Source organism: Paenibacillus sp. FSL H8-0282, assembly GCF_037963825.1.
GTDB lineage: Bacteria > Bacillota > Bacilli > Paenibacillales > Paenibacillaceae > Paenibacillus_AQ > Paenibacillus_AQ odorifer.
The window spans coordinates 5114756-5133560 of record NZ_CP150146.1; the positions used below are offsets into that span (position 1 = coordinate 5114756).

At 38.7% G+C, this 18805-nt stretch carries 24 protein-coding genes and 2 tRNA genes; 11 read left to right on the forward strand and 15 right to left on the reverse strand.

What is annotated here, in order from left to right; translation table 11 throughout:
• Positions 1–168 precede the first annotated feature (168 nt).
• From NST94_RS22150 to NST94_RS22160, 3 genes are all read right to left on the reverse strand, one after another.
• Positions 169–666 (reverse strand): sigma-70 family RNA polymerase sigma factor, encoded by a 498-nt coding sequence (locus NST94_RS22150; protein ID WP_076187414.1) that lies wholly within the window; start codon positions 664–666, stop codon positions 169–171.
• A gap of 175 nt (positions 667–841) precedes the next feature.
• Entirely contained in the window at positions 842–1966 is a 1125-nt protein-coding gene (locus tag NST94_RS22155; protein ID WP_339281295.1) for a M56 family metallopeptidase, read from the reverse strand.
• A 1-nt stretch (position 1967) separates the two neighbouring features.
• On the reverse strand, positions 1968–2336 hold the full coding sequence (locus NST94_RS22160) for a BlaI/MecI/CopY family transcriptional regulator (protein WP_036683325.1): 369 nt from the start codon (positions 2334–2336) through the stop codon (positions 1968–1970).
• A gap of 303 nt (positions 2337–2639) precedes the next feature.
• On the opposite strand from NST94_RS22160, the gene NST94_RS22165 reads away from it, so the two are divergent.
• The gene (locus NST94_RS22165) at positions 2640–3308 is read left to right on the forward strand and encodes a hypothetical protein (protein WP_036683328.1); all 669 of its coding nucleotides are present in this window, start codon (positions 2640–2642) and stop codon (positions 3306–3308) included.
• A 262-nt stretch (positions 3309–3570) separates the two neighbouring features.
• Here NST94_RS22165 and NST94_RS22170 read toward each other — a convergent pair whose 3' ends face one another.
• From NST94_RS22170 to NST94_RS22185, 4 genes are all read right to left on the reverse strand, one after another.
• Positions 3571–5163: a sensor domain-containing diguanylate cyclase gene (locus NST94_RS22170; protein WP_339281296.1), complete on the reverse strand. Its 1593-nt coding sequence runs from the start codon at positions 5161–5163 to the stop codon at positions 3571–3573.
• A gap of 269 nt (positions 5164–5432) precedes the next feature.
• Positions 5433–5525 (reverse strand) — tRNA-OTHER (locus tag NST94_RS22175).
• A gap of 313 nt (positions 5526–5838) precedes the next feature.
• Entirely contained in the window at positions 5839–6789 is a 951-nt protein-coding gene (locus NST94_RS22180; protein ID WP_339281297.1) for a DUF4435 domain-containing protein, read from the reverse strand.
• Positions 6776–8125, reverse strand: coding sequence for an AAA family ATPase (locus tag NST94_RS22185; RefSeq protein WP_339281298.1), 1350 nt, complete (start codon positions 8123–8125; stop codon positions 6776–6778). The genes NST94_RS22180 and NST94_RS22185 overlap by 14 nt, the downstream gene beginning before the upstream one ends.
• Positions 8126–8605: 480 nt before the next feature.
• On the opposite strand from NST94_RS22185, the gene radC reads away from it, so the two are divergent.
• The 6 genes from radC to NST94_RS22215 all read left to right on the forward strand — a co-directional run bounded on the left by radC (position 8606) and on the right by NST94_RS22215 (position 11396).
• Positions 8606–9214 (forward strand): DNA repair protein RadC, encoded by a 609-nt coding sequence (gene radC / locus NST94_RS22190; protein ID WP_339281299.1) that lies wholly within the window; start codon positions 8606–8608, stop codon positions 9212–9214.
• Between the two features lie 189 nt (positions 9215–9403).
• On the forward strand, positions 9404–9763 hold the full coding sequence (locus tag NST94_RS22195) for a helix-turn-helix transcriptional regulator (RefSeq protein WP_339281300.1): 360 nt from the start codon (positions 9404–9406) through the stop codon (positions 9761–9763).
• 14 nt (positions 9764–9777) lie between these two features.
• A complete protein-coding gene (locus NST94_RS22200; protein WP_339281301.1) occupies positions 9778–10722 on the forward strand; it encodes a hypothetical protein in 945 nt (314 codons plus the stop codon).
• Positions 10723–10757: 35 nt separating this feature from the next.
• Positions 10758–10985, forward strand: coding sequence for a hypothetical protein (locus NST94_RS22205; protein WP_339281302.1), 228 nt, complete (start codon positions 10758–10760; stop codon positions 10983–10985).
• Positions 10986–11059: 74 nt separating this feature from the next.
• The gene (locus tag NST94_RS22210) at positions 11060–11239 is read left to right on the forward strand and encodes a hypothetical protein (RefSeq protein WP_339281303.1); all 180 of its coding nucleotides are present in this window, start codon (positions 11060–11062) and stop codon (positions 11237–11239) included.
• A gap of 28 nt (positions 11240–11267) precedes the next feature.
• A complete protein-coding gene (locus tag NST94_RS22215; RefSeq protein ID WP_339281304.1) occupies positions 11268–11396 on the forward strand; it encodes a hypothetical protein in 129 nt (42 codons plus the stop codon).
• 49 nt (positions 11397–11445) lie between these two features.
• Here the strand turns inward: NST94_RS22215 and NST94_RS22220 are convergent, their stop codons facing one another.
• The 3 genes from NST94_RS22220 to NST94_RS22230 all read right to left on the reverse strand — a co-directional run bounded on the left by NST94_RS22220 (position 11446) and on the right by NST94_RS22230 (position 13684).
• Complete coding sequence (locus NST94_RS22220) at positions 11446–11811, reverse strand: hypothetical protein (RefSeq protein WP_339281305.1); 366 nt, start codon at positions 11809–11811, stop codon at positions 11446–11448.
• A complete protein-coding gene (locus NST94_RS22225) occupies positions 11808–12473 on the reverse strand; it encodes a hypothetical protein (protein WP_339281306.1) in 666 nt (221 codons plus the stop codon). Before NST94_RS22225 ends, NST94_RS22220 begins: the two co-directional genes overlap by 4 nt.
• 146 nt (positions 12474–12619) lie before the next feature.
• On the reverse strand, positions 12620–13684 hold the full coding sequence (locus tag NST94_RS22230; protein ID WP_339281307.1) for a hypothetical protein: 1065 nt from the start codon (positions 13682–13684) through the stop codon (positions 12620–12622).
• 350 nt (positions 13685–14034) lie between these two features.
• Here NST94_RS22230 and NST94_RS22235 point away from each other — a divergent pair, with 350 nt between their 5' ends.
• The 3 genes from NST94_RS22235 to NST94_RS22245 all read left to right on the forward strand — a co-directional run bounded on the left by NST94_RS22235 (position 14035) and on the right by NST94_RS22245 (position 15676).
• A complete protein-coding gene (locus NST94_RS22235) occupies positions 14035–14235 on the forward strand; it encodes a helix-turn-helix domain-containing protein (RefSeq protein WP_076103801.1) in 201 nt (66 codons plus the stop codon).
• An 80-nt stretch (positions 14236–14315) separates the two neighbouring features.
• A complete protein-coding gene (locus NST94_RS22240) occupies positions 14316–15485 on the forward strand; it encodes a tyrosine-type recombinase/integrase (RefSeq protein ID WP_339281308.1) in 1170 nt (389 codons plus the stop codon).
• Positions 15482–15676 carry a hypothetical protein gene (locus tag NST94_RS22245; protein WP_339281309.1) on the forward strand — a complete coding sequence of 65 codons (195 nt, stop codon included), beginning with the start codon at positions 15482–15484 and terminating at the stop codon, positions 15674–15676. The genes NST94_RS22240 and NST94_RS22245 overlap by 4 nt, the downstream gene beginning before the upstream one ends.
• Positions 15677–15838: 162 nt before the next feature.
• Here the strand turns inward: NST94_RS22245 and NST94_RS22250 are convergent.
• The 3 genes from NST94_RS22250 to NST94_RS22260 form a co-directional block, all read right to left on the reverse strand.
• Positions 15839–15924: transfer RNA gene (locus NST94_RS22250), tRNA-Leu, on the reverse strand.
• Between the two features lie 159 nt (positions 15925–16083).
• Positions 16084–16560 carry a WGxxGxxG-CTERM domain-containing protein gene (locus tag NST94_RS22255; protein WP_248549351.1) on the reverse strand — a complete coding sequence of 159 codons (477 nt, stop codon included), beginning with the start codon at positions 16558–16560 and terminating at the stop codon, positions 16084–16086.
• A 75-nt stretch (positions 16561–16635) separates the two neighbouring features.
• Positions 16636–17322: a M15 family metallopeptidase gene (locus tag NST94_RS22260; protein ID WP_339281310.1), complete on the reverse strand. Its 687-nt coding sequence runs from the start codon at positions 17320–17322 to the stop codon at positions 16636–16638.
• 117 nt (positions 17323–17439) lie between these two features.
• Between NST94_RS22260 and NST94_RS22265 the strand changes: the two genes are divergently transcribed.
• On the forward strand, positions 17440–17604 hold the full coding sequence (locus NST94_RS22265) for a hypothetical protein (RefSeq protein WP_169744799.1): 165 nt from the start codon (positions 17440–17442) through the stop codon (positions 17602–17604).
• Here the strand turns inward: NST94_RS22265 and NST94_RS22270 are convergent.
• Together NST94_RS22270 and NST94_RS22275 are read right to left on the reverse strand one after the other, a co-directional pair.
• A complete protein-coding gene (locus NST94_RS22270; protein WP_076142249.1) occupies positions 17601–17936 on the reverse strand; it encodes a YolD-like family protein in 336 nt (111 codons plus the stop codon). The genes NST94_RS22265 and NST94_RS22270 overlap by 4 nt on opposite strands.
• 214 nt (positions 17937–18150) lie before the next feature.
• Positions 18151–18711, reverse strand: a complete 561-nt coding sequence (locus NST94_RS22275) for a hypothetical protein (protein WP_076128860.1) — start codon at positions 18709–18711, stop codon at positions 18151–18153.
• Positions 18712–18805 lie beyond the last annotated feature (94 nt).

An 18805-nucleotide genomic window follows, 5' to 3' on the forward strand; every position in this document is an offset into this window, starting at 1 on the left:
TCCTTCAGATGATGAACAAATGTTGCCGGTCCTATCCATTTCTCTGCTTATTAAGCAGCTCCACGATAGCCGTAACCTCTCCTGCATAACAAGGTTGAATACAATACTTGCTGCGCCACTGTTTTTTTGCGCCAGAACACTTATATTATTTTCATGATTGCTGGCTGGTTAAACTATGTTTTTCAAAACTTTTTTCAACTTCTTCTTTGCTCGCTGAACCCGTTTTTTACAGGCCTCTACAGAAATCCCAATTTCATTAGCCGCCTCCATCATTGAATACTTCTCCAGAGTAATTTTTTTAAGTAATTTATAGTCTTCAATATTGGTTAAGTCAAAAAATATAAAGTCAACATCAAGTACGCCACTATCCTCAAAGATAACGTTTTCATCTATTTCGAATGAAGTTACTACTATATTTTTAAGGTATGCCCGATTGCGAACTTTGTTTTTAATAACATTCTTTAATGTATTAAATAGCCAGCCTTTCGGATTGGAACTAAATAGAAATTTGTCGGCTTTAGCACATGCGATTCTAAATGTGTCCTGAACGGCTTCTTCGGCCAGTGTGCGGTCATTCAACTTGCTTTGTGCATATGCCAACAATGAACTATACATTTCCGTATATAATACTTTTATGGTGCGACGTTGATTATCATTTAGCACCACCTTCTCACCACCATTTCCTTTTTATGAAATACAATCTACTTTAGTTATAATTTTATATAAACATATAAATATTGGTATTTCAATACTACCCTATAAACAGATAATAGGAACACTTTTTCAAAAAAAATTTAAAATAAAAAAGCAACCCTCTAAAAGGTTGCCTTCTTCCTATTCATCATTTATATCCTAGGTTTTTTGCATAGCGGCGCAATAGCTCTTTGAGGCGTGTTACCTCATTAACAATTTCACTATCGCTATCAATATTGTCATTTCTGTCATACGACGAAGTAACAACTTCGGTAGTAGTAGATGCTTGAGGTTCATCTGCGTTAGCTGAAACGGTTAACGCGGACCCTATCCATATAATTCCTATCAGCGCCACACAAAGGAATAGAACACCATTTTTCTTCTCTTTTAGGTCCATGATTGAAGAAATGCGATTTTTCAAACCTTTTTTCCCTCCATAAAAATTACTTGATAATGCTGTTTGGAGCTTCGCCCCATTCCTCGCAACAGTAATAATGATTTCCCCATATTGTATTCGCCGTTGATGATCTGCGTTTTGTAAAACCAATGCGTCACAAGAGATTTCACATTGTTCCGCTGCCGCTTTTGCCATAAGATAGACAACTGGATTGAACCAATGAAACGAGGTTGCAATCAAGATCATGGCCTTGCACCAGAGGTCATGCCGTTTAAGATGAATCAACTCATGCTTTAGAATTAGATACACTTCATCATCTGATAGTTTCACTCGCGGCAGTAAAATGACAGGCTGTATAAAGCCAATGAACATAGGACTTGTAACGCTTTCACATACGCATAAACCTATATGCTTTTTAATCCCGAGTTCCGACCTTACACTGTCTAAAATCCCTAGAACCTTCGCATCGGTTACAGGATCACTCCAACGACGTATCGTCTTCATAAAACGACTATGCCGTAGAGCATGATACAGTATTATGATTACAATACCGCACCCCCAAATCGCTGTAAGCACCCACCATAAAGAGATTGTTGCCCAAGCATCCCCCCTATCCCCAAAGTCCATTAAGGGGACAGTACGGATTATGGATGGAACAAGCGTTGCAGGAAGATCCGGCATGGTCACAGGGAGAACTAATAGGTCAATCCGTGGACGAAAGGGGAATATCCAGCCTACCGCAAGCAGCAGCCAAACCCTATAATTCCACTTTGCGACATATCGTTTGGATATAAAGGGCTGTATTGCCGCGTACACAAGCGTCAGCAATGACATAGATACAGAGCATTGGAGCAGGGTAACTAAAAATCCCTGCATATCACTCCCTCTTATCTTTCAGCCAATTTTCCAATTGATCGAGGTCACTGTCCTTTACTTTGTTACTAGCATATAGCGTAGCAACCAAGCTAACGAATGAATTCGCATGAAAACGCTCCATAAAGTCGCCTGTTTCAAATTTCAGGTACTCCTCTTTGTTAATTAAGGGGAAATAAGTGCGCTCTTTTCCCTTTTTTTCAGTTCGAATAAAGCCACGCTCAACCAACCGTAACATAAGAGAAATGACCGTTTGCGCTTTCCATTTCCTATCATTTCCAAGCTGTTGCATAATAACATTAGTCGTTATAGGTGAATCATTGGCCCACACAACTTTCATGATATCAAACTCTGCATCTGGCAATTTTCTCATTATTTCTATTAATCAACTCCTTTAAGACAACTGTCTACAATGATATTCTACATTTGTCTTGAATTCATGTCAAATCTATAAAATAGAAATATTTTATCCTATTTATCACACACAAAAACAATATTGGGATATTTTTGAAAATATTTGTCCCCAATTCGATACATTAAGACATATATATTATGAAGAAGCATTTTCATAGTTTAACACTAATGAAACGGAGGCAATTCCGATGAACAATTAACGAATACTTTCACGTTGAACGAAAAACCAAATTCCCAATTTTAGAATGGAGGCTACTAATTAATGAAAAAGAAATCTCTCTTTGTTTTCTCGGCCCTGGCTCTCCTCCTCCTCCTCACTCCAAGCTTTGCGCTTGCAAGTAATCAGCAGAACTACTTCGCTTCCCTGTCGGAAGAGAAGCTCGCTTATCAGGATGTTGACGCAGCTCCTACGGAATGGAAAGACGACATCTTGAATGCAAGGAATTCTATAATATACAGTACTTCTTGGACTGTTGATGGTCAGGTTGGCTATGAGTTGCCCGATGGAATGTTAGTAGAACTTCCAGAATTTTCGGACCTTTTTCCAGGTTGGGATGTTCCTAAATTGAAAGAAGATGTACGAAAAGAACAGTTAACTAAGCCTCAAACTTATGATTTTCATACCCTAGCCGCGAATTATGTTGGGTTTGTCTACTTATTTGAACCCTCAAATTCTGGAGCGTCACTACCGTTTTACACCTTTTATTCCAGCGCTAATAGAGTCACAATGATAGGTGATTCTTTACCAGGGACAAGCTATAATGCCGGTTTCACAAATCTTAACACTGGTTCGGATGTAGGTTATGCAAATAACTTACCGCAAGGTGGAAAACTATATCTCACTAAACTGAATTCAAACACTGCATATGGGGCTCGGGCTAGCACGTACAGCACAACAGGATATGCGCAAATGAGCGTAGTTGACGGCTAAACTCATCATCTGATTCTGTAGTGTCGGGTAGATGTTTGAAACGTAGATTGATATGTATGGGTAATCAAGGACTGCTTGTTCATTGAGGTTATTCGCTTTCTTCTAATTGATAGACTGTTTAATGCTTCTTCCATTATTGCTATTGCTGCCTTTTTAACTTTTGTTAAACGTATAGCCATTGACAAAACCTCCTTCTACTTCATCTGATTTAGTCAGATATAGCAAAGGAGGTTTATATGCTTCTATATTTCGAGCATTTGTTTCAAACATCAGCGACCATCGTCTGGTTTCTTCCCCTGCTCTTGGCCAAGTATAACGCCTGATCCGCCTTCTCCAGCAGCCCCTCCCGCTCCAATGTATGAAAAGGATAATGGGCGATTCCTAGAGAGATTGTAACCTGTGTCTCGATTGGCCCCTTGCTTTGTTCCATTGCCCGCCGGACTCTTTCAGCTATGATGAAAGCTTCCTCAGGTCTTGTGTGGGCTAGCAAGATGATGAACTCTTCACCGCCGTAGCGGTAGCAAACATCGTCTGGACGAACCGAGGTAACTATAACTTTGGCTACATGTTTCAGCACTTCGTCGCCGATGAGATGACCGTAAGTGTCGTTCACGAGTTTGAATTTGTCTACATCCAGTACAATGAGCGAAAACGGTTGTCCTGAGTCCATCCACTGACTCATCGTATACTCTAACGATCTCCGGTTCATTAAACCGGTCAGAGCATCCGTCGTAGCCTCTTGGGTCAGTTGATCCGTCTGCTTCTGAATATCCGTCACGGCAAGCAACACAGCCTTGGTCAGCAGATCTGCCTCTCGGCTCCATTGCGGCTTCGCTTCTGGCAATTCAATCTTCTCCTTGCCCATCCTGCTCACCAGATTTGCCAGGTACACAAAAGGCCGGGCCAGCTTGCGTGCTACGAGAATGACGCCCATCAGGAGGATAATGAACGGAAACAACGAATACCAGAGAATGGTCCGAAGGTGCCCCATCAGTTGATGATGAATGACACTAATCGGCGAAACGACCACAATTCCCCATCCGTTGGCTGGAACGCTGGAGTATCCGGCAAGCATTTCAACGTCACGGGTGTTACGCACTTGCTGTTCCCCACTCTCCCCATTCATGAGTTTCTGCACAACCTTGTTATTGCTGACATCCTCCCCAATGAGCTGCTTATCCGGGTGGTACAACAGATGCCCGCTGGAATCCACAATATAATAATAGGAGCCAGAATCGTCCACGTTATTGTCGCCAAAAATCATAGACAAAATATTGTTCTCCTGCAGATAAAATGTGCCGCTCAAAATACCGCGATATGTACCATTCTTGCTAAAAATCGGCTGACTCATAAAAACGATTAGTCTATTGGTGGTTTGGGTCATGTAGGGGGAGGATATGTAAGGTTTTTTTAACGCCAGAGCTTCCAAACCGACCTTAGAAGTAATATGGTTTCCTACTGACCCCAAACTAGCCGGTACTACATTGCGGATCAGCCCGTCGGCATCGAGCACGGCGATAGAATTGAAGTAATTGCTACTATTGCGCATCAGTTCCAAATTATCATCCACTTGCTTCGGCGTTGAGGTTTCGTCATCGGAGAGTGTGTCAGCACTGTATTCCAAACTGCTGCGCATGGACTGAAATAAGGAATCCATTGTTTTGGTCATTCGGTCAGCGTTGTAGTAATTCAGATGGAGTGTAGTCTCCATCAAGGACTGTTTTTTGGACTCGTAAGAGCCAATCAGAAGGATGCTTGAGGTTAGTAGAACCACCAGCGTAACCAAGCCCGTAAGCAGCGATGTAAGACTGAGCTTTTTACTTTGACCCGGCTCAGCTCTTCTCAGTGTAAGCAAACCTTAACCCTCCTTGGTTCTTGAAAACTAGCTTAATCAATAATACAACAAATTAAGATGTTATTCGACAGTAATCAAAAGGCTCGGATCTCTCATACCACTCTGCTTACCGTTTGATATACGGCGGTTCATGAAATCTTACATATTAAAAAACTCCCTCCAGAGCTTGTGATTAGACAAGCACTGAAAAGGAGTGAACCTTAGCTTTTGACGGAAGTTTTACTCAAGAAAAACAAAAAAACCTTGATTTCTCAAGGTTTTCACTATGATGCCGAGGACGGGGGTCGAACCCGTACGGTACTCACGTACCGCAGGATTTTAAGTCTTGAAGTAGACCCTTTAGTTCCTTTTCTACACCACGGAAAGATAGGACAAAAAGCCTTTAGCCATGCGGGTTTAAGGCACTTTTTCATTTTCTATACTCTCTACGTGCAGAGATTTAGATATGCAGCCATGTTAGCAAAAATGTTAGCAAAATGAAGGGCAGAAGTATTATGCTCTTGTTCTTTTTTTATGTCCAATCATTCTTACTAAAAGAATTATTTGATCTGAATAGAGTTAAAATACAACCCTACAGACATTCACAATCTTCCATTCTCAGAGAAAGCTGAATACTATACATTGAAAGGTATTAATCAAATACGTAGTTTGATCCTCCCCTCAATCTATAAACTCTTAAGCAGTTATCAAATTATATCTATTTTTAACATATTCTTCGAGAATCGAGCAATTATCCGCAAAACGCGAAAGGTCTGATAAAATATTGATTTTCGTCAAATTCAATTTGATATTTACTTTTTCAGGAAAGCACACATTTTCACCTTCCTTAGCTACTTTAATCATTGCAGTTAAGAACCATCTGAAAAACTCAATTTCAAATTTCCCCCTAAAACGTTCCCTCGCAGAAACTTGTGAAAATTCCTTCATTTTCATTGTTAATAAATCGTCACTGATAGTTTGAGCAGATGGAAAGTATTTATAAAGGGCTTCAAGTGTGTATTTTGAAGAAACCTTTTCTAAATTGAGTTCAAAAAAGTCACCTATTTTAAAATCACCTATATTTAATTTGATTTTAAGTTCTTTATCCGAATTCTCAATTTCTCTTTGACAAGCGATGAATACATTCAATAAAAAGCTAGCATCATGATATTCTGCTTGTCGAGCTTGAAAAAGCTGCATAGAATTAACAAAAGGTTCATCAGCTCTTGTTAGTTTAAATTCACTTAAAAGAATTCTCTCAAGTACATAAGTAGAAGTATAAAAGTTCTCGATGGAATAACATGGAGTTTCATATATCTCAATATCATTTAATAAGGCATCAAAATCACGATCAATGAAAAAAAATGATTTTAGTTCATGAAAATCTTCACTTTGCTTTAATTTTTCTCTAAATTTCAAAACACCATTTTTCCCTCCTGACTCAATAAAGTTTATAGTACCAATTATATTTTCTATACGCATACCATAATATTTAATATCTTCACCTTCAACAAAGCATACAGGTTCATCTTTAAACTTAGCATATAGTTTGATAAATCTTGCCCAGTGAACAGAGAAACTTTTTCTTTTACTACGTTCTTTTTCTATTTTAGGGTCCATGTGAACACTTCCTTTAATCTGCTTCATGTATGTACATTTCTAAACCTCTAGCAAAAATATCTAGTTCGTTCTCAAATATAAACGGAGAGTGTGTGACAGCAAACAATAAAGAACATTTCTTCGAGTTTAAAATATCCGGTAGAAGTCTATTTTGCCATTCAGTAGAAAGTGATAATTCTGGTTCATCAAAAATTATTATAAATCTTGAATCAGTAGAGTCTAAATATAAACGAGAAAATAAAGAAACTATTTGTTTTTCTCCAGATGATAAAGTACTTAATGCAAGTTCTTCCTTTTCTTGATTATTTTTTATACGGAAGAGTTTTAATTCAACGTTGCTTTCATCATAAATAAACTCTTTCTTACTAACTTTTAAATATTGATTGCAAGCCTCTGCAAAATTCTTTATTGAATTATCTAATTCTTTTTGTTGATCATAAATTTTAATTAGGTTTGACAAAAAATAGAGAAGAGGATCATGTCCTGCACTAAGATAAAAATCATCTGAAGAAACTAAACTATAGATTTTTTCTTTATCTTCTTTTTTTAAATTACTCCCTACTCTTCCTAATACTATTTTTAAAGTATCTTGATTTTTTATACTTTCTCTCATTTCTTCAGTTACTTCAATACCTGTAATTAATTGTGACAGCATTTCTCCATTAACTTTAGAAAACCATTTAATAGAAATATCTTTTATTTCACTTTTTAATTTTTCAATTAATTTTTCTACATCTGTAAGGCCAAATTTTATTAATAATTCATCATCAATATTTGTTCGTCTTGACATGCCCAGGTTAATTAGATCTTCTTCTATTCTTCTATATGTAGGAAAGTAAAGAATTTCATCTTTAATGGACGAATCAATAATCTCTTGATGCCTAGCTGATACTTCGTTGCCTTTTCCTCTTGATATTGTTCTTAATTCTCTATAAACCAATCTAGCTGGAATATCATGAAACTTAATTTCCTCATCTAAGAATTTTTCGAATTCAGATAATTTCCGGTTCCTTGCAAGATGAACTAACTTAGTAAACTCCTGTGGCTGGATTCTACTAAAAAGACGATGAAACAAGAAACTGTCATTATCTGGAATAAAAAGCTTATCAAGCTCATCTCTAACCAACCTAAGTGAATCTCCTGATGTAAAATTAATTTCGACACTTTCAAAGGGTAAATTAACTAATTTGCTATAATTTAAGGTTAGAGAATAGTAAAGAATGTTAAGTATTGTAGTTTTTCCCGTTCCGTTTTCACCCATCAGAATTTTCACATTATTATCAAAGGAAATATCCACATTTTCCGAGCCAAATAATCGAGTAATTTTTAATTGAGATATACTTGTTTTCAATTCTGAATACATAATACCCGCTCCTTTATAGTTAGACTGCAATTTTTTTTAATAGCTACCTCCCATTCGGAAATTTTAATAATAAATGAATCTCAAAATATAGCACCACTATAATTATTCTACAAAAATATAAATTATTCCTTTGAATAATTCCAATTTATAGAGTTTTCGAAAATCATTCAAATTATTGGAATTATCAAACATGTTTTCTCTTAAGCCCCTAATCGAAGTCGAGTCATCGACATGCAAGAGGAACACTAAGGAAGAGGGAGTAGCATAGGAATCTCTTTAGAATATTATTTATTTCCCCCTTCTTAAGTACTAATTTAGACTTTAGAACTAAGTCAAAATACATAATTCGTTAATATTTTACCATTTTATTCCAAACACGCGTTCTGTTTAAAGGGATTGTCTAAATATGTCGCAAATTCGAAAATTTGAAATCTATATTATACATACGGTAATCAGATATTACTTGGGAGGTAAAACATTATGCAACAGATCAAAGAGGATGATTTGAGACAATTAGTATCGGAATCGTTAAGAGAAAGCAACGACAGCTACACAATTCAAGAGCTTTTCGAACGTTTCCCTACAGTTACAGAACTAATAGATGTATCAGAACAGCAGTTAGTAACTATAAAGGGTATCGGCAAAGGAAAAGCTCGGCAAATCACCGCCATATTAAAACTTGCAAAGGCACTGACCTTACCTGATCAAGATCAACATATCATTCGTAGTCCCAAAGACGTTTTCACCTCGCTTGAATCAGACTTACGTTTTGAACAAAAAGAACACTTCATCTGTCTATTCCTCAATACTAAGAACCACCTCATATTCAAAGAAGTCATCTCCGTAGGCTCTCTAAACGCCACCATAGTCCATCCCAGAGAAGTATTCCACGCAGCAATTAGACGCTGTAGCGCCTCACTCATATGCGCTCACAACCACCCGAGCGGTGACCCGGAGCCGTCAATTGAGGATGTGAATCTGACAAAACGACTCATAGCCGCTGGGGAAATCATAGGAATAGAAGTCCTTGATCATGTAATCATTGGCGGTAATCGCTTCTATAGTTTGAAAGAGCATGGTCATTTCTAAATTTCACTAAACAGCTTTTATTTGTATGTCCCTCAGATAATGAGATGTAAAAATCCTACTCTTAAATGCTTTTATCCACGGTTTAACCACACTCCGTATCAATTCTCTACTATAAGCATTGAAATCCGCACTATATCCTGTTGAGCCTCCTACCAAAAAATTCTATCGTTTGATTAGGGGTGAAGGGAAATGAACAGCATCGAATCTATTGGGGAAAATATCAGGATTTTACGGTTGAAAAACGGTTTCAGTCAGGAGCAGCTTGCACTAAATGCAGGAGTTAACACATCCTACATCGGTCAGATTGAACGAGGAGAAAAGAACCCCACTATAAAAACCTTGGAGAAAATATCCAAGGCTTTAGGAATTGCTCTGATTGACTTGTTATTTCTGGTGGATTCCAGGGGAGGAGGGTCAAAAACGTTTTGCAGTCAATCGTCTGCGGTTCTTACCCCTGAGCAGATCAAGCAATGCTTGTTGGAAGTCTTGATTGACAATACTAACATGATTGTCGATAAGCAAAAATCGCTGAATACAAAAGAAGAATAAGGGAGCAATTAATCATGTCTACAACTGAAGTTATCCAATCCGACAAGATCAAGAAATCAAAGAAGAAGCCCCTTCTTAAGCGTTGGTGGTTCTGGATTCTTGCTCTAATTGTTGTAATCATTGCTGTTAGCATATTTTCTTCAGGAGAAGAATCAACGGCTTACGAGCTATCAAAAATGCAAACGATGACTATGGAAGAAATCATAACGAAGTTTGGAGAACCAAATGAGGTTATTCGAGATGATTCAGACGGTTATGCCATTGCTTATAATTCTGGGTTTATGGTTAGTGGTGACAAGCGAGGTGCAAGCGAGATCACACTACAAGAGGATGCTGTTAAGGAAAGCTCGAAGGATACATACAAAATTTTCGATGTAACGTTGGGTTCGTCCTTTGCTGATAATATTGCACGTTTGGGTAAACCAAATCTTACTCAAGAAAAGGATGGCAAGAAAAGCGTCATGTACCTGACTGAAGAAGATTATCTGCTTGTATTCTCCACAAGATCAGATGCTGACAAGATCAGCACCATCCAGTATTCTGCTTATGATTCAAGTATGGAGTCTCTTTCACTCGACCTCTCAAGTCTTCTGGGATTATCGGCCACTGAAGACGAATTAATGTCACTCTATACAATTAAGGATAAAAGCAGTTCTCAAGGAGAAACAATGTATGCCTTGGAAGAAGGCTTTGAATTACTTGTTGATGAAAATAATTTGATGAAACAACTCATAATTTCTTCAAATTCTGTTTTCAACATCCATGGTATTCGAACCTCTGATAGCTTGGATAAAGCAAATCAAGTATTTGGTGAGCCTATAAGTATATCTGCTGGGGTGCTAGGTACCACTCAATATTCTTATAACTATAATAGCGGTGCAATCCCGACAACCGTTGTTTTGAGCATTGATAGCGGCACCAAGATCGGTTACATCCAAGTGAATGCTACTGAAGAATAAGAATTAGTGCATAAGGCTATAGGGGGAGGCGAAAAATGATAGAACTGTACGTTCTTCTATCTATTCCATTTGGTTGGAAATTCATAAGCAAGCTACAACGTAACATCACCGTATTTACGACGATCTCTAATTATATCGTTTACAAAATCATCTTGTCTGTATTTGTTGGCTGGGCGGTAACGCCGTTTTACTTGATTAGTTTTCTCTTTAAGTTAGTTCGAATGATTAATCCACCTTCAAGCGCTAAGAAGCAAACAAAATAGAATCATCAATGCAACGGGGAGAGCAGCGCTCTTCCCGTTTATTTTGCGTTAATCCCTGAGAGGAGGTGAGAATCATGGATAAAGTAATTGAAACTACCGGGAAGACAGCGCTGACCGCAGCGGGCGCACTAATCGGAGGAGGAGCAGGAGCAGCACTTGGCACTGCAATATTCCCCGGTGCAGGAACAGCCATTGGCTATTTATTCGGTGTTGGATATGGAACACTCAGCAGCCTTAAATCCTGGAAACATTAATCAAATAAATTTATGGAGGAATTAAACGATGAGTGACTTTTGGGAACGTATAGCAGAATCTGCTGTAGATGCTGTAAGCCAAACAATTGAAAGTAAATATGATGTGGTCGAAACCGCAAAAGATTTGTACGATAAGTATAGAAAAGAAGAAGAATAACGAGAAATGGCTCATTTGAAGCCCGTAAATTAATTTGGCGGGCTTCATTTCATTCAAATTCTTCTTCAATTTTAGCATAAGGATTCTCAATGTAATCAATTTCCCAGTCTTCAGGAATTAGAACAGGATTAATATTCAAATCCCTAATTTTCTTAAGAATCTTTCCAAATTTATCAGCAGATGCCTTCGCATTCAAACCTTTAACATAGACTTCTTTAGCGTTAGTAACTCCTCCACATTGTTCAATGAATTTAAGCATAGAAATTAGTGTTTGACGTTTTTGAGAATTACCTACTCTTTGATTTATTATTTGCTCTGCTCTTTTTAAAGAATGATAGTCGCCTTTCCCAACAATCAGTTTATAAAACTTCATTACTTCATTTTTTAATCTTTGTTGGTTTAATAATCCCTTCACTTTTTCCTTTCCATCCGAACTTGAGTTTCAAATCTAAGTACTCCTTTTGTCAGTGTAAAATCTCTAAATTTCTTACCCGATTCTTTCTCTTTAATTAATAGAGTCTCATAACGATTATACCAATTGACTGTTTTATTCTCTGACATCAAGTAACAGTTAGTGACGGAAGAGATGTATTCCTTGGTTCTATCATTGTTCCAAAAATACTCTGGAATGAATCCCTTTTTATATAATGATAAATATTGTGGGATTAGCTGTTCAGGCAGCCTTATATCTACAGCAGCTTCTATCCTCTTGGCTGTCCAATCAAAAAAATCGGGGACTTTTAACGAAAGAATATCCTTTAGCACGTAATTAAAGACATTTTGAACTCCTATAAACTCAGATACTTTTGTTACGAAATAATATCCATCTTTATCAATAGTGAGCTGGGGACGTAAACGCACCTCTATGGAATAGTGACCCCAAGAGGCAGAACGCAGTCGAATTTCTTGAAATCCAAACTCAGAAAATGCATTTGTAATATGGGCATTTTTATCATACTTATCTTTACGAAGTTGGCCCTTACTGAAGTATTTTTTTAAGTATGCCTGTACTAACTTAAACGTTTCATCATACTCTCCTTTATTCATTGAGTGTACCAGATACAACATATCTACCATGAATGAACAGCACCTCCAACACCCCCAAAAGCCTTCATAATAACAACTAGTTGGCGGAGGGGTATTATTATCTAAGTCAAGGTACTGTTACTAGAAAAATAAAAAAGTACATTTCAGCAGGTGGTTGCTGTCATGTACTTCATTTTTCATTCTATAATATGTTGGTTTTCCTCTAAAAACTCACGGAACCGAATTTTATCCAGAACAAAAGCCCTATTGTTACTATTCCCAATTTTTTTATCAGGTCGAAAATCGCCTTCAATATCCCCATCAATAAATAGTATGCCTTGTTTAAAAAGGAACGCGTAAAGCTTGTTGTCGATCTTGAAATTCCGTCCTGTCCTTTTCAGTTCGTTTGTAACATGAGGCTTAATCAAACTATATTTTATTGCCCAGATGTTTTCATCTCTCCATCCAATAAAGCCTTCCTGAAGCTTTGAGTTATTATCCATGTTAAGGAATTCAGATTTATGAATAAGCCCTTGAACAGAGTTTAAAAAAATAACCGCATTGAATTTCATAGGATCAATCTCAATTGGCCTATCTTCTGATTCCATCCATTTATAACCTCTGGAATCTTTTATATATCGCAAATAGCCCGAATTGTCTCTTCCATAAAAGTTGTCTACCCAACCAATTTCATCATTAAATATAACTTTTTCATCATCGTCATCTATTAATCTTGTAGCGAGTCTAATTGCTCGTAATAGGTAGGAATATAAACTGTCTTTATATAGATAGAAGTCATAGTCCAGAAAATTAGGGTCAATCCATTTTGAATTAGCTAACGTTTCGTTAAGCAAGTCAAGTTCAATACACTTATATTCTTTTTTGTTGATCCGGGTGTAGACTTTAACATTAAGCCCAACTTCTGTAGTCTTCTGCTTCTGCAAATCGTAAACGCGAAGACAGTTTGTTGGAACAACAAAGAAGTTGCAAATGAATGCACCTCGTGTTGTTTCCTTCCCTTCTCGCCTTTCATCCGATTTTGTTTCCTCGCTCTCCATTTCATTCTTTGCTTGATTAATTCTTTTTCGCGCCACTTTCATCATCTTGTCGTCTTTCACAAGAAAATCCTCGCACATTTCCGAAAAGATAGCATTCATCTCCGCCAAGGTTTCTTCGATTCTTTCGAATCCTTCTCGGTTCTTTTTCCGATTGATATAATGCACATACTTTTTAGAGCAATGGATACCTACATCATTAACCATAATGTCACCCTTTTGTCGTCATGAGTAAAAAAGAATATATCCTCTTACATTAAGATAATCGAATCAAATTTACGTCTGTAAGCATATTATCGTATACATTTTACAGCAATAGCAGATGCACAAATCTTTTTGGGAATTCCGGGATACTTGGGATTTTTGGGAATCCGCATTTTCACTATAACTTGATATGTTTTTGAAGTCCATGACATACAAACAATAGCCGAGAACGGTGAAGAACAACAACGAAAGGCATGAACAAATATCATAAGGTACGGGATAACAATTTCAGAACCGTACTGTCCAAATTGACAATTATATATTATTACCATGAACAGGAGGTGATTAGCTTGATGCTACATGATTATCCAGAAATTATAACAGTCGAAGATCTTTTAGACATATTGTTAATTGGCAGAAACTCTGCCTATAGGTTACTGAAATCTGGTGAAATTAAATCTATTAAAATTGGACATACGTATAGAATTCCAATACTAAGTGTAAAAGAATATATTCTAAGCAAGGCTCAAATGGACTCTTCTAAATACTTGTAATCAAATAGTAGTTCACAGACAGGGGTAATTACGCTCCTGTCTTTTTTCATTTCCAAAAAAACTATTGGAGGTCGAAGCATATGAAGGGAAGCTTACTTAAACGCAATAAATACTGGTACATCATTGTTGAAACGAAGGACGAGTCCGGTAAGCGAAAGCAAAAGTGGATTAATACCAAGTGTGAGAAAAAAACGGATGCTGAGAAAGTTTTACGAGAAACTCTTACAAAGATAGATAATAACAACTTCGTTTTACCACAGCGAAAACTTAAATTCACTGAGTTTATGCTAGATTGGCTTCATAACGTTATTAAAAGTGAGGTGGAAGAAACGACTTGGGAAGGTTATGAGATGATCGTAACCAAGCATATCATCCCTTACTTTAAGAGTAAGAATGATATATTACTACAAGAATTACAACCAATGCATCTGCAAAAATATTACGAGACCAAACATCAAGATGATCAACTGACAGGCAAAAAAGGATTATCTGCTAAAACATTACGAAGACATCACGCCAATATCAGGAGTGCATTGAAATTTGGATTGCGAATGAACCTGATTCCTTTTAATCCTGCTGATCGAATCGTGCTTCCAAAGCAGGAGAAATTCAATGCCAGCTACTACACTGTCGAACAGCTCGAAAAGCTGTTTGAGGTTTGCTTGGGTACACCGATAGAATCGGCAGTATATCTCGCTGCTCATTATGGGCTTCGACGTTCTGAGGTGCTTGGATTGAAGTGGGATTGTATCAATTTCGAAGAAAAGACAATCTCGATTAAAGAGGTTCGCGTGAAGTACGGTAAAGAAGTTGTGGTAAAGAAACCTAAAAGCGAGAGCAGCCAGCGCATTCTGCCTTTGATGGAAAAACTCGAAGATTATCTATTACATCTAAAGAAACAACGGATGAAAAACAAACTGCTATATGGCAAAGATTACGTCGATAGCGATCTTGTATGCTGCTGGCCTGACGGCAGTCCCATGAAGACAGAATACCTGAATCATAAATTCAAGGACATACTCGCAAAGAATGAATTGCCGCATATCCGATTCCATGATCTCAGGCACTCGACAGCCAGTTACTTGATTAAAAATGGCGTAAGCCTGAAAGAAATCCAGGTATGGCTGGGACATTCAACCATCAGCATTACAGCAAATACCTATACGCACATCGACATGGAGACGAAAAAGGATACCGCACAAAAGATCAACGATATATTTTCTAAGAAAACAAAAGGGGCCGCTCAATGAAGCACACCGCTTGGGGAGCATTAGATGATGCGAAAATCCAATCTGCGCTGCTGGGCATTGCCATACTCCACGTAAAGCTTGCTTTGGAGCATAGCAACAAGAATACTTTATCTTGTCGTAAAGAAGTCATTAGAGCAGAAATCCAGCGACTGAGAATGGAGCGTGACAGAATTCTCGAACGCAGAGTCTGAACAAGAACCACTCATCGTAAAGTCGGTACAAGCATCATTCCGAGCGTACCGGAAACCTCGAATCCACACAAAATAGAGGCACCGTTAGCAAAATGATAGCAAACCATCTTAAAAACAAACAAGGGTTCCAGCTCTAATGAGCTGAAACCCTTGTTCTTCTAGTGCCGAGGACGGGGGTCGAACCCGTACGGTACTCACGTACCGCAGGATTTTAAGTCCTGTGCGTCTGCCTGTTCCGCCACCCCGGCATATTATGTGTTGAAGCTTCATACGTTGTTCACATATAACGCGACAAGAAATATAATATCATGAATATCGATAACGCGCAATCCTTTTTCGAAAAAAATTTATTCACAATAAAAATAACCCGTTCAGCCAGAACCGATACGGGTTATTATAAACGCGGATTATCTACGCTCGTCACTTCTGCTTCTCATTCCGGCAAGACCCAAAAGTCCAAGCAGACCGAGCCAGCCCCAATTAGATCCTTTGTTAGTTGCAGCATTCGTTGTTGTACTAGTTGCACGGTATTTGCCGGTCTGTGTGGTGTTGGTTGCCGGGTTGACAGTGCTGTTGGTTCTGTAGTTGTTCCGGGTGCCATTGTAGTTATTGGTGTTGTAGTTGTTAGGTCTGTAATTATCATCGATGCGGATCTTATCTTTCATAATGCTCTCATGCTGATTCATTGTTCCCGTGGTGCCGTTCATTAAATTGCCTTCCGTATTCATCATCCGAGTGTGTTCCGCAGTCCCATCCATCCCGGTATTCGCGGCGGGGATACCGCCCAATGCTGCTGATCCCACGGCATTTGATGCATAGCTAGCTCCCATTAGACTCATTGATAATACAGTACCGCATGCAAGGCTTGTTATCAGCTTGTTCACAGTGTTATGCCTCCCTTTAAGGTTAGTTATCACTGATAATTTCCCCTTGGACGGCACTGTCTATGCATGGTGGATTTACTCTTTTACTACATTAACTGTCTTTGTCACAGCATCATAAGTAACCTTTGCTCCAAGCGCCTCAGCCAGCGCACGTATGGGTACATAAGTTGTTCCGGTATCGAGAACGCCATCGGTAAGCTTGCGGCCGTTTAGGTTAATGGTCACTGTAACGTCTTTGTTCACCTGATCATCCCCTCCGGTAATCTTTTTTAAAGCCTCCTTGGCTTGGTCCGTCGTTGGACGTTTACCTGCCCGAAGTTGATCTATAGTTAAACCGAAAGTCATTTGCAGATGTGAATAATCTTTAAAAGAGGTCCAGTCCCCGCCCCATTCTAAACCAAGCCGCTTAGCCTCCTGTACAACCTCTTGCCAATCCGCTGTCTTATCCTTATCACCATCACGATTGATATCCCAAGAAAGGCTAGTGCCATTCGGCAGCAAAAGCGAAAAATCAAACGCAAGACCATAATTATGATAGCTGGTACCGCCTTTAGCGTTGGTAACTATCGGTCCTGGTTTGCTTCTACCCTGCGCATACAAAGCATTTTGCTCAGCAATGGTCCGTAGACCCTGAGTAATAACGATAGGGACTCCTCTCGCATGGCTTTGCTGAATCAAAACATTCGCACCTGCCGCCAAGACAGGATGAAGCCCGACCAGACGCGCCGCGGATTTTTCCCTCAATTGCTCCAAAGTCAGCATAGAATCACCCCTTTGGTATATTCAATGATGCCGCTGCCCTATTTGCCTGCACCCCTGTCCCCTTTAGGATGATTTCCACAAAAAAGGACAAAATATTTAACGAAAGGTGGGAGACATATGGATATTCATAGCGATAGCTATAAAGTTGCAGCCCTTAGTGAACAGGAAGAAGCACTGGAAATTATTCGGAATGCTGAAGCTTCCATTGCACATCTGACCGGTAATCCTACCGTTACCTTAATCGCTTATGAGAAAAGCGAAGGCAACGGTTCTCAGCATTAAACGATGTAGACCTCGACAATATCATCCACATCGATCCACTTCCATTCCTCCGCCCACTGCAGCTTAAACTCACGCGAGTGGGTGTGAATGGAAGTCACAAAACCACTTAACATCGTATTTTCAAAAGGGTCAAAAAGAACAACTGTCACTCGTATATGACTCCGCAACGACAAAGCCAGTGTACATTCAATCTCCTCCAGCTTCTGCTCATCCAGAATAGGCTTGATGCGGCGCAGCGTTTCCCGTTCATCTCTTATAATTCGTATCTTATGCTCCGGCAGCATCATGCGGCTGCTTTCCCACAGCCCGTTTTTCTCCAGCTTTTTGCCCATGGTAACCCCTCCTTAATTATATATCTATTCCTCTCAACACGAACGTATGTTTGTATTATATCCGCATCTTCGCATATTAATCAATAATCAGGAAAAAGATACCTTTTTAAGGGTCACTCTTTATTCAAAAGATGTATATTAATGTATATCTATTCAAGCTAAAATTCGCAGCAAAAAGACGCTGACAGATAAACTGCGCAGCGCCTGATTTGATTTATTCTTGAACAACGTCCCCAGACTCTGAGGTAGCCTGACCTTCGGAGTCTATAAGTCCTGTTGCTTCTCTTGCCTCGTTAAGCTTGGAAATACCGAATAACATCGCTACATCAGCGTTCTGATTCAATTCATTAAATTGCTCAGCCGTAACGTTTGCGGAATCAGCACCTTGAGAGGCCTCTTCTTTTAAAGAATAAGCACTTTCAAAGGCAACTTTAGACTCTTCGAGCAACTTCCGAATGTCTTCAGGCAAGCTGGAGGAAATTTTTACTTTCTCGGCTTGATTCGATAAATCAGTTGCGGTACTCTGGAATTGCTTAATTTTCTTCTCCAACTGCTTGTCCGTGAGTTCTCCTGCTGAATAACCAGCAATGGCTTCGTTGAACTCCGCTAAAGAAGTTTTTCCTGACTCTTCAAGTTTAGACATTTCATTGTAGAAGTTTTGCACGGTCTCCTGCACTTCTTCCTCCGTGGCAGGTGCCGATGAAGTTGAATTATTGCTGCAGGCGCTAAGGATGACAGTCATCATCAGCATTCCTATTAGTAAAGCTTTTTTCATTATTTATCCCTCCACTTAACAGGATAATGTCGGTTTGTGTAAAGCGCAAATGAAATATATGTAAAATGACTGTTATGTTATAATTATTTTAATT